Origin of the sequence: Corynebacterium sp. HMSC059E07 (assembly GCF_001814395.1) — a bacterium.
In the GTDB taxonomy this organism is placed as follows: Bacteria; Actinomycetota; Actinomycetes; order Mycobacteriales; family Mycobacteriaceae; genus Corynebacterium; species Corynebacterium hesseae.
The window spans coordinates 134793-149853 of record NZ_KV816336.1 but is presented as its reverse complement, the minus strand read 5'-3'; the positions used below and the strand labels follow the sequence as shown (position 1 = coordinate 149853).

Genomic DNA, 15061 nt, shown 5'->3' with positions numbered 1-15061 from the left:
ACGACATCTTCTTCAACAAAGAAACAAGCGGTTCTAAACCCGCGGTGCGCACCCAAATCATCGTCACCCTCAACGAGCTCGACCAAATCATCAACGGCGACGGGGACGACATCGAACTCAACCTCACCAACGGCGGGCGCATGACCGGAGCAGAATTCCTCACCCACAAATTTGCCGAAATAGGGTACGCCACCATCGTGCACCCCCTCGACGGGCCCATCAACACCTGGCGGCTAGAGCGTGGAGCAAACTACAAACAACGCCTTACCCTGCACGCTGAATTCCACACGTGTGCAAGACCAGGCTGTAACAAGCCCGCTGATTACTGCCAAGTCCATCACCTCATCCCCTGGCAGGCGGGAGGCTACACCAACATCAAGAACCTGACCTTCCTGTGCGCCTACCACAACGGGATCAATGATGATGACCCACAAAGGCCTACCGGGCGTGGCTACATGTACCGGCTCAACACCGGGGTCAGCTTCATCCCACCCTGGGGAACACCAATCACGGCAATGCCGGAATACCAAGAAGCACTAGCCAGACTCAACACCGAACAAGCAGGACAACCACCAGACCCACCACCCGACAGCAGTTAATGTCCCAAACATAGAGAGGACAGCGCCACGCCTGATAACGGTCTACACCCGTCAGTCGAAGCCACACTGACGGGGATACCGGCGATCCCTAACCTCGATTCACGCGCTTCCCGCCGGGAGTTAAGCCCTTAAAGGGCGAAGCCCGCCAACCGGAAGATGGATGACGGGCGTATCGGTGTTCCCTAGTCGCGGTCCACGTAAAGACAGGACTACTCGGAGGAGTTCCACGGCTCAGACTCCGCGAGGATGAGTTCCTTTATGGTGCCGAACGTGTGCATGGTGCCGCGTGAGAGGTGGACACGGAAAGGTTTTCCGACTTCGCCCTCCTCGATGCGGTGCCAGGAGAAGTCAGTGCGGACGAGCTCTCGATTCTTACGCTCGATGATGTGCAGGCCGTGGTCGAGGAGGATTGTTTCCGCGTCAGTGCGGATGAACCACACGCGGTCCCCGACGCTTCGGCGCTTGAGGCCTGACAGGGCTCGATGGTCCTCGCGCAGGCGGGTGACGGACTCGACAACACCGAAGCGGTGCTCAAATCCCTCGGCATCGGCTATGACGAGCGGCCGGCCTGGACCGACAGGGCGCAGCGCAGAAACCCGCCACGCCACCGGTTGCCCGAGCTGGCCATCCTTAGACACGGGGCGTACAACCGCCACGCAATCGGACGGAGAAGTGAGCTCGATGTTCGCCCGGTGTTGAGTCGGGGCTGGTGCGGTGGACGGCTGCGTCGAGGTGGATGCAGTAGGCGCCTGAGGAACCAACGTCACCCGGTGCGACGGCGTAATGACGAGCCAAAGGCCTTCGGTGACGAGGTGGGCGTCGAGAGGCACAAGCGGTGGGTGGACGGCAGCCATGGACTCCAAGCGGGTCGTGAGGTCGTCGTCAGGCACGCCCCAGCCGTACCCTTCAGCCGCCAGCATGCCAAACAGGGTTCCCAGGGGAAGATCCGGCTGACCTTCCCACGCAGCGCGCAAGGCGGCGAGGGTGCGGTCAATGCGGGTTGGGTCAAACATGACTCCTAAGCCTAGTAGGCCCGCGATCACCAAAGCCGCCCAACCCCAACAGGGATTGAGCGGCTTTCAGACCTGCTAATCAGGAAGGGCCTTAGGCCCTAGCGAGAATTAGTCGAGGATCTTGGTAACGCGGCCAGCGCCGACGGTGCGGGAGCCCTCGCGGATAGCGAAGCGCAGGCCCTCGTCCATAGCGACCGGCTGGATGAGCTCTACGGACATCTCAACGTTGTCGCCCGGCATAACCATCTCGGTGCCCTCAGGAAGCTTGATGACGCCGGTAACGTCGGTGGTGCGGAAGTAGAACTGCGGACGGTAGTTGTCCATGAACGGGGTGTGGCGGCCACCCTCTTCCTTCTTCAGGACGTAGACGGAACCCTCGAACTTGGTGTGCGGGGTGTAAGCGCCCGGCTTGATGACAACCTGGCCACGCTCGACGTCCTCACGCTTGGTACCACGCAGAAGCAGACCACAGTTGTCGCCAGCCTCGGTGTAGTCCATCATCTTGCGGAACATCTCGATACCGGTAACGGTGGTGGAGGTAGCCTTGTCGCGGATACCGATGATCTCAACGTCCTCGTTGACGTTCAGGGAACCACGCTCAACACGGCCGGTAACAACGGTACCGCGGCCGGTAATGGTGAAGATGTCCTCGATCGGCATCAGGAACGGCTTGTCCAGCTCGCGCTCCGGATCCGGAATGGAGTCATCGCAAGCCTGCATCAGGTCAACGATGGACTGTGCCCACTTCTCGTCACCCTCGAGAGCCTTGAGAGCGGAGATGTGAACGATCGGAGCTTCCTCGTCGTAGTCCTGCTCGGCGAGCAGCTCGCGGATCTCCATCTCGACGAGCTCGATGATTTCCTCATCGTCAACCATGTCGCACTTGTTCAGTGCAACGAGGATGTACGGAACGCCAACCTGGCGAGCGAGGAGCACGTGCTCACGGGTCTGCGGCATCGGGCCATCGGTTGCAGCAACAACCAGGATGGCACCGTCCATCTGAGCAGCGCCGGTAATCATGTTCTTGATGTAGTCGGCGTGGCCCGGGGCGTCCACGTGTGCGTAGTGGCGCTTCGGGGTGGAGTACTCAACGTGGGAGATGTTGATGGTAATACCGCGCTCCTTCTCCTCAGGAGCCTTGTCGATCATGTCGAAGGCGAAAGCGGTGTTCTCCTCCGGGTAAGCGTCAGCCAGAACCTTGGTGATCGCTGCGGTGGTGGTGGTCTTGCCGTGGTCGACGTGTCCGATGGTGCCGATGTTCACATGCGGCTTCGTACGCTCGAACTTCTCCTTTGCCACTGTTTGTCCTCCTGGACTCTATGGCGGCTACGTATTTCGCAGCCACGTGGTTTGTATTGCCATTGGCACTTCGAGCCGAAGCTCATAAGCGCTAATGACGCTTTCTTACGTGCCAGTTACACGATCCTAGATTTATGCCGCAGTTTTTTCAAACTGCCCAAATAGGAGGTAACCCCGCCCATCAGGTGCGGACGTTGACCCTCGACAAGAATCAATTTAAAGGATCCTGGGAGGGTAACGGCCGGCTCAACGCGCAAAATGTTTACGCACTCAGCGGACCGCTACCTCCCCAGCGCTGGGGCTGGTGCCTACTGGCGAAGACTACCAGCCCCACAAGGTAGGGAGTCCATCGGACCCCCTTAAACCTTAGGCCTTGGCGCCGGTGCGCTCCTCGATGATGGCCTGAGCCACGGAGGACGGAACCTCAGCGTAGGAATCGAAGACCATGGTGAAGTTTGCACGGCCTGCGGTGGAAGAACGCAGGTCACCGATGTAGCCGAACATCTCGGACAGCGGAACCTTAGCCTTAACCACCTTGGCGCCGGAGCGATCCTCCATGGCGAAGACCTGGCCACGACGGGAGGAGATGTCACCGTTGACGGTGCCCATGTACTCCTCCGGGGTGACGACCTCAACGGCCATGATCGGCTCGAGCAGAACCGGCTTTGCCTTGGCGACGGCCTCCTTGAGGACCTGAGAACCGGCCAGCTTGAAGGCCATCTCAGAGGAGTCGACGTCGTGGTAAGCGCCGTCCTCAAGGGTGGCCTTGATGTTCACCAGCGGGAAGCCAGCAACGAAGCCGTACTGCATAGCATCCTGGATACCAGCGTCGACGGACGGGATGTACTCCTTCGGAACGCGGCCACCGGTGACGGCGTTCTCGAACTTGTAGGTTGCGGACTCGCCCTCTTCCAGCTCTTCCGGATCCGGGTTGTAAGGCTCGATGGTGACGATGACCTTCGCGAACTGACCGGAACCACCAGTCTGCTTCTTGTGGGTGTAGTCCAGGGACTCGACCTTCTTGCGGATGGTCTCGCGGTAGGCAACCTGCGGGTTACCGATGTTTGCCTCAACCTTGAACTCGCGCTTCATGCGGTCCACCAGGACGTCGAGGTGGAGCTCGCCCATACCGCCGATAACGGTCTGGCCGGTCTCTTCGTCGAGCTCGACGGTGAAGGTCGGGTCCTCGGCAGCCAGCTTCTGAATAGCGGTACCCAGCTTCTCCTGGTCGGCCTTGGTCTTCGGCTCGATGGAGACCTTGATAACCGGGTCCGGGAAGTCCATGGACTCCAGGATGATCTGGTTGTCCTTGTCACACAGGGTGTCACCGGTGGTGGTTTCCTTCAGACCAATGACGGCGTAGATGTTGCCGGCATCCGCCTGCTCCACCGGGTTCTCCTTGTTGGCGTGCATCTGGAACAGCTTGCCGATGCGTTCCTTCTTACCCTTGGTGGAGTTCATAACCTCGGTGCCCGGCAGAACCTGGCCGGAGTACACGCGGGTGAAGGTCAGCTGACCGAAGAACGGGTGAGCAGCAATCTTGAAGGCCAGTGCAGAGAACGGGGACTCCACGGACGGCTTACGGGTGATGACCTCATCCTCGTTGCCCACAGCGTGGCCGGTGATCTCACCGACGTCGAGCGGGTTCGGGAGGTATGCCACGACGGCGTCGAGAAGCGGCTGGATGCCCTTGTTGCGGTAAGCGGTACCACACAGGACCGGGTAGATCTCAGAAGCGACGGTCATCTTGCGGATGGCACCCTGGATTTCTTCCTTGGTCAGCTCCTCGCCACCAAAGTACTTCTCCATGAGGGCCTCGTCGGACTCAGCGACGGCCTCGAGCAGCTTCTCGCGGTACTCCTCGGCCTTCTCCTGCAGGTCGGCCGGGATCTCCTCGATGGTGGGCTCAGCGCCGGTCTCGACCTTGCCGCGCCAGGTCACGGCCTGCATGTCGATGAGGTCGACGACGCCGTCGAAGTCATCCTCAGCGCCGATCGGCAGCTGCAGAACCAACGGCTTAGCGCCGAGGCGGTCGATGATGGTCTGGACGGTGAAGTAGAAGTCCGCACCCATCTTGTCCATCTTGTTGACGAAGCAGATACGCGGAACGTCGTACTTAGCGGCCTGACGCCACACCTGCTCGGACTGCGGCTCGACGCCTTCCTTACCGTCGAAGACGGCAACAGCACCATCGAGAACACGCAGGGAGCGCTCAACCTCAACGGTGAAGTCAACGTGGCCCGGGGTGTCGATGATGTTGATCTGGTTGTTCTTCCAGAAACAGGTAACGGCGGCGGACGTAATGGTGATGCCGCGCTCCTTCTCCTGCTCCATCCAGTCGGTGGTGGAAGCACCGTCGTGGGTCTCGCCGACCTTACGGTTGATGCCGGTGTAGAAGAGAATACGCTCAGTCGTAGTGGTCTTACCAGCATCGATGTGAGCCATGATGCCGATGTTGCGGACCTTGTTCAGGTCCTTAAGCACTTGTTGTGCCACAGTAAATACCCCAACTTAATTGTCGTCGACGCCCGAGCCAGCTTGTGACCGACTCACATAAAATGACGTCTTCATGGATAGGTCTTGGTCTATTTTGCCACGTCCGGGCTTTCGCGTCAGCGTGAGGGCGAAGGGCTTTAAGCCCTACGCCATAAAAAATGGCCCGAACAACGCTATTAAGGTTTAGGTTCCGCACCGACTAGCGTGCGCTGCTCCGCCGAAGGGAGCGCGTGCACGCGCTGTCAGCGCAGGTAAACGATGATATCGCTGTTCGAGCCATAATGCCGTGTGGCGGGTTATACCGCAGGTATTACCAGCGGTAGTGGGCGAAGGCGCGGTTGGCCTCAGCCATCTTGTGAGTATCCTCACGACGCTTAACGGAAGCGCCCAGGCCGTTGGATGCATCGAGAATCTCGTTTGCGAGGCGCTCGATCATGGTGTTCTCACGACGCTGGCGGGTGAAGGTCACCAGCCAACGCAGAGCCAGGGTGTTGGAACGGGCGGGCTTAACCTCAACCGGGACCTGGTAGGTAGCGCCACCGACACGGCGGGAGCGAACCTCGAGGTCCGGGCGGATGTTGCCCAGGGCCTTCTCCAGGGTGCCGACCGGATCGGTGCCGGTCTTCTCGCGGCAAGCCTCGAGAGCACCGTAGACGATGCGCTCAGCGGTGGACTTCTTGCCGTCCTGGAGGATCTTGTTGACGAGCATGGTGACCTGCTCGGAGTTGTAAACCGGGTCCTTAACTACAGGACGCTTCGGTGCAGCATTCTTACGCATTGTTGATTACTGTCCCTTCTTTGCGCCGTAGCGGGAACGAGCCTGCTTACGGTCCTTCACGCCCTGGGTATCCAGTGCGCCGCGGATAATCTTGTAGCGAACACCCGGGAGGTCCTTCACACGACCACCGCGGACGAGCACCATGGAGTGCTCCTGCAGGTTGTGGCCCTCGCCCGGAATGTAGGCAGAAACCTCGATACCGGAGGTCAGGCGCACACGGGCAACCTTACGCAGAGCCGAGTTCGGCTTCTTCGGGGTGGTGGTGTACACGCGGGTGCACACGCCACGGCGCTGCGGGGAGCCCTTCAGGGCGGCCGTAGCAACCTTGGCCTTCTTGTCGTGGCGGCCCTTGCGGACCAGCTGCTGAATAGTTGGCATAAATCTAGTCTTTCTCTATGACTTCGGCTTGAACTGACCGCTTTACTCGCCCAAACATGCAAAAATAGGGGCTCTTCTCCGGGGCCCTGCCGCATGTCCAGAACGCTCCTCAACCAGATACTGGCTGAGATATCGATCAGACTTTTCATCCATAAAGATGAAACCTTGGACAGACTACCACCAGCGCGCTGATCTGCCCAAATCTGGCCTGTGGCTCCCCCAGTTGCCTCAGCGGCCGGCGCGAACTAGCACCACTCCCAGGTCAGGTCCGCGTCTGCTGCGCGCTCGGCAAAGTGCTCTTTTTCCTGCCGCTCCCACGTTTCGAACCACTCTTCATATCCGGGGTCACGCTCAAGAGCGCGCTCGCGGCGCTTCTCGCGTGGGCCGTCGATGCGCACGGTTACCACGGAGCCGCGCTGCTTGGCGACGTCCACGGTGGCCTCCGTGACTGAACCCACGCCCTCGACGATCAGATCATCGCGCTCATCCACGCTGGCCCAATCCTTCGGCGCGTTGGCCTCCCAATCCCAGCGCCAATACCCCGGGTTATTCTCCCGCAGCACTTGCTCCGCCACCATAGCCGAGCCTTCTTCCAACCCGTGCCAGCCGGGGTAGAACTCGTCCAGGTGGACTACCCGCCACCCGGTACGCTCCGCCAGGGCCGCAGCGGTCCAGGTCTTGCCGGCGCCGGAGGGGCCGTCGATAAGCACGGTGACCGGGCGCATCGGGCGCTTGCGCGCTGCGGCGAGCGACAGCACATCGTTTAAGAGCCTGTCCATCTCTGCGGCGTGAGTTTGGGCAGTGTCCTTACCGCCTTCCCGATGGTCCGTGCGGTCCGTGTCCTGCATGTGTTCTTTCACCACTTCTGGGTACGTCTAGCGTGCAGCGTTGCGAGAGTTCGTCCTAGAGTCCGAAGAATCTCCAGGACCCACTGAGAACCGAAACTACCACCGGTAGCGCTGCGAGGCCGGCTCCCACCACCATGGCTAGCCAGTCCCGCGCGACTAGGCGGGAGGGCCGCGCCCACGTGCGCTGGCCACCGCCTGGCGGGGTGCGGCCAAACCCGCGCGCCTCCATCGCCGTTGCCAGCTTGCCTCCGCGGCGCAGGGCTAGCACCAACAACCCGAAGGACATGGTGATGAGGTGCTTGATGCGGCCTTCGTCGCTCAGCCCACGCGCGCGCCGCGCCATGGCGAGGTACTGCCAGTCGGATTTAAACAGCGTCATCATGCGCACCCCGGCCACCGCCCCGATGACAAACCGGGAGGGCAGCTTGAGGATTTGGGAGAGGGCATCACCCAGCTCCGTTGGGTCAATATCCCGCGCCAACACCACCATGGGCAACGCCACCGCCAGCACGCGCAGGGTGATGGCGAGGGCCAGCTCCAGCGAATTATCCGTGACCGTCATCAGCCACCAGCTGAAGTACTCCCGCCCACCGGGCTCCCCGTAGAGCAGCATCGAGATTCCCGACAGCGGCGCAATGAGAAACAGGAACCACCCAGACTTAAACAACCGCGGCCAGGACACCCCACACAACGGCGCGAAGAGCAGCGTCATGCCCAACGACACCACCGCTGAGACCCAATCCACTGAGAGCAACAAGGGCGTAACCCACACGAACATCAGGAAGATGCGCGTTAGCGGATTCATCCCGCGCAAAAGATCTGCACTAGCCACGGCTCACCTCCACTCGGTGGTCCCCCAACGCGGAAATGAACAACGGATCATGAGTCACCGAAGCAATCGTCGTCCCCTCATCCGCCATGCGCCGCAGCAACCAGACCAGCTCGGTGAAGGTGTGGGGGTCTTGCCCGAAAGTGGGTTCATCAAGAAGAAGCACCTCGGGTGCAGTGACCAACGCCGTGGCCACGGACAACCTGCGCTTCTCCCCTCCGGAGAGCGTAAACGGGTTGGCGTTGAGCACATGCCCCAGGCGCAACGACTCCACGAGCTGGTCAATGCGCTTCTCTGGCACCTCGCGGCGCATGACCCGAGGTGCCACGCGCAGCTCCTCCGCCACCGTGCGGGCGACGAACTGGTGCTCGGGGTTCTGGAAGACGAACCCAATGCGGTCCGCCAGCTCCCGGGACTTCCACGTCAGCGGCGAGCCCTTCAGCCCCCGCCGCACGTACTCCGCCACACCAATCTCCCCTGACTTTGCGGGAAGCAACCCCGCCACCGTCATCAGCCACGTGGTCTTGCCCGCACCATTCGGCCCAGTAATCACCGTGGACATCCCCCGCGGCAACGCGTAGCTGCGCGGCGGCCCGAAGCGGGTGACCAGGTTAGTACTCCACAGCGCCGCCGATTCCGACTCTGCCGCTTCCGGCACGACCCCAACGCTGCCTGACGCCGCCCCATCAATCCCCCGCGCCCGCGGCAAACCGCTAATAGAGCGCGAAGCCACGACAGTCTCAACTGGACCGTCAGCGACGATGCGCCCATCCTTCAGCTCAATCGCACGGTCGAGCACTCCCTTCCATGCCGAGTGCTGGTGCTCGACCACGATGAGCGTGGCACCAGTGCGCTCCACCATGGTGGATACCGCTTCGATGACTTCACGCGCACCCTCCGGGTCGAGGTTCGCCGTCGGTTCATCCAACAACACCATGCCCGCGCCCATCGCGATGACACCGGCCAAGGCTAGGCGTTGCTTTTGCCCGCCGGAGAGCTGCTCGGTAGGAAAGGACAAGTCCACCGCAGGCCCCACCATCGATAGCGCCGCCGACACCCGCCGCCAAATCTCCGAGCGCGGAAAAGCCAGGTTCTCACAGCCAAAGGCCACATCATCCCCCACACGCGCGGCAATCACCTGCGAGTCCGGGTCCTGCAGGACCAGCCCCACCGGAATCGTGCGCCCGGGTGGCTCGACGTGGCCGGAGGCATCCTCCAGAAGGATCTCGCCTACGCGTGTGCCTTCATCATCCCCGCCCAGCACACCCGCAATGGCCGCCAGCAACGTGGACTTCCCGGACCCGGAATCACCGCACAGCAGCACCTTCTCCCCCGGTGATACAACCAAGTCAATATCCGCCAGCGCCGGCGCACGCCTCCCCGCGTGCGTCCAGCCATAGCCACGGGCCACAAGCTTCGTGGCCCCAGTACTACCCAGATCAGCCATCAACTAAACCAACACTTAAACCAACACTCGTCTAAGCCCTGTGCTGCTCGCGCCCAACCGCGAAGCGGTCCAGCGCACCGGTCTTTGCAAGTGCCTGAACCACGAAATAGCCCACGGCTCCCGCCAACACAGCCCCGGAGATGCTCAGCGTCACTAGGTAAATGATGTTGAACTGCAGGGTCTTGCCCAGGTTTCCGGAGGTAAACAGCTCCAGCACAAACGCACCCCAGCCCGCAGCCATACCGCCGAGCATCGCAATGCTCAGGCCAAAGCGGCGGTACAGGAAGATAGCCAAGACAATCTCCACACCAATGCCCTGCGCAATACCGGAGTACACGGTGCTCGGCCCCCACTGGGAGCCCAACACCGCGGACACGATGGCCGCCAGCAACTCCACGTAGAGTGCCGCACCCGGCTTGCGGATAACCAACCCACCGATGACGCCACCAATCAACCAGATGCCGGTAGCAATTCCACCCAGGCCCGGCGTGAGCGCATCCATTGCCTCAAACCAGGCGTATCCCACCGTGTTCCATGCCAGGAATACGAATCCGCACGCCACGCCCAGCACCGAAGCCACCACGATGTCAACAATGCGCCAGTTCAAATTGCGCGGGGCAGCACCATTCGCAGTTGCGCCACCATTTACAGACGCGCCATGAGATACAGAGTTCATTATTCCTCCCTTTCGCCGGCATTATCCGGATCAGGTTCGACGGTTCGCCGCTGCACTGCGGCGTCTCAGCCTCCTCAGCCAACCCATGCAATGCCCGGAGAACACAAGTGAAGTGAAATCGGACTAGGCACAATCGCGGTCAACGAGGAAGCACCCGTGACGATGTGTAGTTAAAGCCACCAGCTGCCAAAAGCGCTGGCTAGATGCTCTTAAAAAGCATTGTTAGCTTAGCAAGCCTCACCCACAAGAGCACATCTGCCTCTACCTGATGAGCAAAGCCGCATTAGGACTCTCTCTGCAGAAAACGAAAGCACCCCGCCGCGTCCTCTGACCTACGCGACGGGGTGCCTGCACACCGGCAAAACTCCGGTGCCATGAGCCTCCACTCTTACAGCTTAAGGAAAGGAAAAGCTTCGGCAGAGACCCAAGACTATGTGAAATAGCGTTGTGTATTTCGGAATTATCAAACAAACACAATCAAACAATGAACCGCACCGCGCGTACCCTGAGCACTTCCGCACCTACAGAGAAGCGGAAGACCCGCGCTTCACACGGCCATGCAATGGTGAGGAGGCGCGGGTCTTCGGTTCCCTTGGCGTCGAAGGACTAGAAGGTGTAGTCCTCCTCCAGCGGGACGGAGGCGCCGGTGAACTCACCGAAGCCATCGTCGCCGTAGATGGAATCACCGTAGGTCGGGATGGAGTACGCAGCGTTACGTGCGGCCTCAGTCGGCTTGACGCTGATGTTGCGGTAGCGGGAAATACCCGTACCAGCCGGAATCAGCTTACCGATGATGACGTTCTCCTTCAGACCAATGAGCTGATCCGAGCGCTTGTTGATGGCGGCGTCGGTAAGCACACGCGTGGTCTCCTGGAAGGAGGCCGCGGACAGCCAGGACTCCGTAGCCAGGGAGGCCTTGGTAATACCCATGATCTCACTGCGCAGCTGTGCCGGCTGGCCACCCTCAGCAACCTGAGCAGCGTTAACCTGCTTGGCCTCAGAGAGGTCAATGAGGTTGCCCGGCAGCAAGTCGGTGGTACCGGCGTCGATGACCGTACCGCGACGCAGCATCTGACGGATGATGATCTCGATGTGCTTGTCGTGGATGGCCACACCCTGTGCACGGTAGACGGCCTGGACCTCGTCGATGAGGTGCTTCTCCACACCGCGGCGGCCGAGGACCTCCAGCACGTCGTGCGGGTCAGCCGCACCGCGCATGAGGCGGTCACCGGTGGTGACGTGGTCGCCGTCGCGAAGCGAGCGCTCGATCATGGCGTCCGGGTTGGACTCCATCGGGCGGCGGACCTGAGCCAGGCCCTGGCGCTTCGACAGCTTCTCGTAGACCACGTTGTCGGAACCGTCATCCGGGGTGATGGTCAGGGTCCAGAAGTTGCCCTCATCGGACAGGGACACGGTGCCGTCGACGGAAGCGATAGGAGCGCGGTTCTTCGGGTTACGGGCCTCGAAGAGCTCCTGAACACGCGGCAGACCGCCGGTAATATCGCCACCGACACCACCCTGGTGGAAGGTACGCATGGTCAGCTGGGTACCCGGCTCACCAATGGACTGTGCGGCCACGATGCCGACTGCCTCGCCGATATCGACGAGCTTGCCGGAGGCCATGGACTTGCCGTAGCACTTGGCGCAGACACCGGCCGGGGTCTGGCAGGTCAGCACGGAGCGGACCTTGATCTCCAGAACGCCAGCGTTGACGATCTTGCGGCTGAGCTCCTCGGTCAGGTCGGCGCCTGCCTCAGCGATGACCTCGCCGTTTTCATCCTTGACGTCATTAGCCACGACGCGGCCGGATGCGGAGGTCTCCCACAGCTCGTGCAGGTCGTAGGAACCTTCGGCGATCTCGACGCCGAGCGGGACGCGCACGCCCTGACGGGTGCCACAGTCCTCCTCGCGGACGATGACGTCCTGCGCCACGTCCACGAGACGACGGGTGAGGTAGCCGGAGTCAGCGGTACGCAGAGCGGTATCCGCCAGGCCCTTACGGGAACCGTGCGAGTTGTTGAAGTACTCCAGAACCGACAGGCCTTCACGGAAGGAGGTCTTAATCGGACGGGTGATGTAGTCACCCTTGGAGTTCACAACCATGCCCTTCATGCCGGCCAGGGTCCAGATCTGACGCATGTTACCGGCAGCACCGGACTTCACGATCATCGGAATCGGGTTGTCGTCGGGGTACAGCTCCTCGACGGCGTTACCCACGGTGTCCGTGGCGTCCTTCCAGAGCTCAACCAGGCGGTCGTAGCGCTCGCGCTCGGTCAGAGCACCCTGCTCCCAGTACTTGCGCTCGATGCGCTCGGCTTCCTTCTCGTAGGACTCGAGCACCTCGTGCTTGTTCGGGAGCACCAGCACGTCGTGCATGGTGATGGTCACGCCGGAACGGGTGGCCCAGTAGAAGCCAGCGTCCTTCATCTTGTCCAGGACCTGGGCAACGGTGATCATCGGGTACTTCGCGGCGAGGTCATTAATGACGTCACCGAGCAGCATCTTGTTGCCGGCGCCGCCCTTACGGACCATGACGCCCTCGAGGTACGGGTAGTTCCACGGCAGCAGGTCGTTGAACATGATACGGCCCAGGGTGGTCTCAGCGAGCCATGCCTGGCCCTTCTGCCAACCATCCGGGAAGTGCTCTGCCTCGATGTCTGCCGGCGGGCGCAGGTGGGAGATGCGGACCTTGATCGGGGCCTGCAGGCCAAGAACGCCGCGGTCGCGGGCCATGATGGCCTCCGCGTAGGAGGAGTACACGCCCTGCTCTGGACGATCCTCCGTGGCGGGGCGGTAACGGCCCTCGCCACCGATCTCGTCCTCACCCTTGTCCATGGTGAGGTAGTACAGGCCGGTAACCATATCCAGACGCGGCATAGCCAACGGCTTACCGGAGGCCGGAGACAGAATGTTGTTGGAAGCCAGCATGAGGACGCGTGCCTCAGCCTGTGCCTCGGCGGACAGCGGCAGGTGGACTGCCATCTGGTCACCGTCGAAGTCGGCGTTGAAAGCCTCACAAGCCAGCGGGTGCAGCTGGATGGCCTTACCTTCGACGAGCTTCGGCTCGAAGGCCTGGATACCCAGGCGGTGCAGGGTCGGTGCACGGTTCAGCATCACCGGGTGCTCGGAAATGGCCTCTTCGAGGACGTCCCACACCTCGGGGCGCTGGCGCTCCACCATGCGCTTGGCGGACTTGATGTTCTGCGCGTAGTCGTTTTCTACCAGGCGCTTCATGACGAAGGGCTTGAACAGCTCCAGAGCCATGAGCTTCGGCAGACCGCACTCGTGCAGCTTGAGCTGCGGGCCGACGATAATCACGGAACGGCCGGAGTAGTCCACGCGCTTACCCAGCAGGTTCTGGCGGAAGCGGCCCTGCTTACCCTTAAGCAGGTCAGACAGGGACTTCAGCGGGCGGTTGCCCGGACCGGTGACCGGACGGCCGCGACGGCCGTTGTCGAAGAGGGCGTCGACGGACTCCTGCAGCATGCGCTTCTCGTTGTTCACGATGATCTCGGGAGCACCGAGGTCGATCATGCGCTTGAGGCGGTTGTTGCGGTTGATCACGCGACGGTAGAGGTCGTTGAGGTCGGAGGTGGCGAAGCGGCCACCGTCCAGCTGCACCATCGGACGCAGCTCCGGCGGGATCACCGGGATGGCATCGAGCACCATGCCGGCCGGGTCGTTGCCCGAGCGCAGGAAGGCCGCGACGACCTTCAGGCGCTTAAGGGCACGCATCTTCTTCTGGCCCTTGCCGTTGTTGATGATCTCCTTGAGAACCTCAGCCTCGGCCTCGAGGTCGAAGTTGCGGATGAGGGTCTGGATGGCCTCAGCACCCATGCCGCCGGTGAAGTAATCCTCGTAGCGGTCAACGAGCTCTTCGTAGATGGTCTCATCGATGATCATCTGCTTCGGAGCAAGCTTGATGAAGGTGTTCCAGATTTCGTCGAGGCGGGCAACCTCGCGCTCACCGCGCTCGCGGATGTGCTGCATTTCCTTGTCGGCAGCGTTCTGGACCTTGCGACGGGCGTCGGCCTTGGCGCCGGCGGCCTCCAGCTCGGCCAGATCCTGCTCGAGCTTGGCAGCGCGCTCAGCGATCTCTGCCTCGACGTCATCCTCCACGTCCTTCTTCTCCAGCAGCATCTCTGCTTCCAGAGTGGACTGGTCATTGTGGCGAGCTTCCTCGTCCACGGAGGTGATGATGTTGGCGGCGAAGTAAATGATGCGCTCAAGGTCCTTCGGAGCCAAGTCCAGCAGGTAGCCCAGGCGGGAAGGAACGCCCTTGAAGTACCAGATGTGGGTAACCGGCGCGGCCAGCTCGATGTGGCCCATGCGCTCACGGCGCACCTTGGACTTGGTCACCTCGACGCCACAGCGCTCACAGATGATGCCCTTGTAGCGCACGCGCTTGTACTTACCGCAGGAGCACTCCCAGTCGCGGGTCGGGCCGAAGATACGCTCACAGAAGAGGCCGTCCTTCTCCGGCTTGAGGGTGCGGTAGTTAATGGTCTCGGGTTTCTTGACCTCGCCCTTGGACCAGCGACGGATGTCCTCGGCCGTGGCCAGCCCGATGCGGAGCTCGTCGAAGAGATTTACGTCAAACACGTAATGTCTCCCTTTCATCCCCCGTCAGGGGGAAGTTGATGGCTTTGTATGTAGGTGGTGTTTCGTTATGCCCGCCGCCAGTAAATGCGGCGGACC

Annotated in this window: 11 protein-coding genes and 1 riboswitch; of the genes, 1 reads left to right on the top strand and 10 read right to left on the bottom strand. The window is 61.4% G+C overall.

All coding sequences use genetic code 11. The annotated features are described in order from the left end of the window. Positions 1-599: HNH endonuclease signature motif containing protein (locus HMPREF2967_RS12035; RefSeq protein ID WP_198531055.1), on the top strand; the 599-nt coding region annotated here is incomplete at its 5' end. A gap of 209 nt (positions 600-808) precedes the next feature. Here HMPREF2967_RS12035 and HMPREF2967_RS12030 read toward each other — a convergent pair. The 10 genes from HMPREF2967_RS12030 to HMPREF2967_RS11985 form a co-directional block, all read right to left on the bottom strand. Continuing rightward, the gene (locus tag HMPREF2967_RS12030) at positions 809-1612 is read right to left on the bottom strand and encodes a hypothetical protein (RefSeq protein ID WP_070686693.1); all 804 of its coding nucleotides are present in this window, start codon (positions 1610-1612) and stop codon (positions 809-811) included. A gap of 108 nt (positions 1613-1720) precedes the next feature. After that, positions 1721-2911 (bottom strand): elongation factor Tu, encoded by a 1191-nt coding sequence (gene tuf, locus HMPREF2967_RS12025; protein WP_070521778.1) that lies wholly within the window; start codon positions 2909-2911, stop codon positions 1721-1723. A 366-nt stretch (positions 2912-3277) separates the two neighbouring features. Further along, positions 3278-5407, bottom strand: coding sequence for an elongation factor G (gene fusA, locus HMPREF2967_RS12020; RefSeq protein ID WP_070521781.1), 2130 nt, complete (start codon positions 5405-5407; stop codon positions 3278-3280). Between the two features lie 310 nt (positions 5408-5717). Continuing rightward, positions 5718-6185 (bottom strand): 30S ribosomal protein S7, encoded by a 468-nt coding sequence (gene rpsG, locus HMPREF2967_RS12015; RefSeq protein ID WP_070521784.1) that lies wholly within the window; start codon positions 6183-6185, stop codon positions 5718-5720. A 6-nt stretch (positions 6186-6191) separates the two neighbouring features. Further along, positions 6192-6563, bottom strand: coding sequence for a 30S ribosomal protein S12 (gene rpsL, locus HMPREF2967_RS12010; protein WP_005286791.1), 372 nt, complete (start codon positions 6561-6563; stop codon positions 6192-6194). A gap of 245 nt (positions 6564-6808) precedes the next feature. Then, complete coding sequence (locus tag HMPREF2967_RS12005) at positions 6809-7411, bottom strand: isopentenyl transferase family protein (RefSeq protein WP_070686691.1); 603 nt, start codon at positions 7409-7411, stop codon at positions 6809-6811. A gap of 55 nt (positions 7412-7466) precedes the next feature. Then, complete coding sequence (locus tag HMPREF2967_RS12000) at positions 7467-8216, bottom strand: energy-coupling factor transporter transmembrane component T family protein (RefSeq protein ID WP_070686706.1); 750 nt, start codon at positions 8214-8216, stop codon at positions 7467-7469. A gap of 19 nt (positions 8217-8235) precedes the next feature. Next, positions 8236-9687: an ABC transporter ATP-binding protein gene (locus tag HMPREF2967_RS11995; protein WP_070686689.1), complete on the bottom strand. Its 1452-nt coding sequence runs from the start codon at positions 9685-9687 to the stop codon at positions 8236-8238. A gap of 31 nt (positions 9688-9718) precedes the next feature. Further along, complete coding sequence (locus HMPREF2967_RS11990; RefSeq protein WP_070596755.1) at positions 9719-10363, bottom strand: ECF transporter S component; 645 nt, start codon at positions 10361-10363, stop codon at positions 9719-9721. Beyond that, a riboswitch (TPP riboswitch) is annotated at positions 10352-10531 on the bottom strand. Its footprint overlaps the gene before it by 12 nt. Positions 10532-10969: 438 nt before the next feature. Continuing rightward, positions 10970-14965 carry a DNA-directed RNA polymerase subunit beta' gene (locus tag HMPREF2967_RS11985; RefSeq protein ID WP_070520942.1) on the bottom strand — a complete coding sequence of 1332 codons (3996 nt, stop codon included), beginning with the start codon at positions 14963-14965 and terminating at the stop codon, positions 10970-10972. Between the last annotated feature and the right edge of the window lie 96 nt (positions 14966-15061).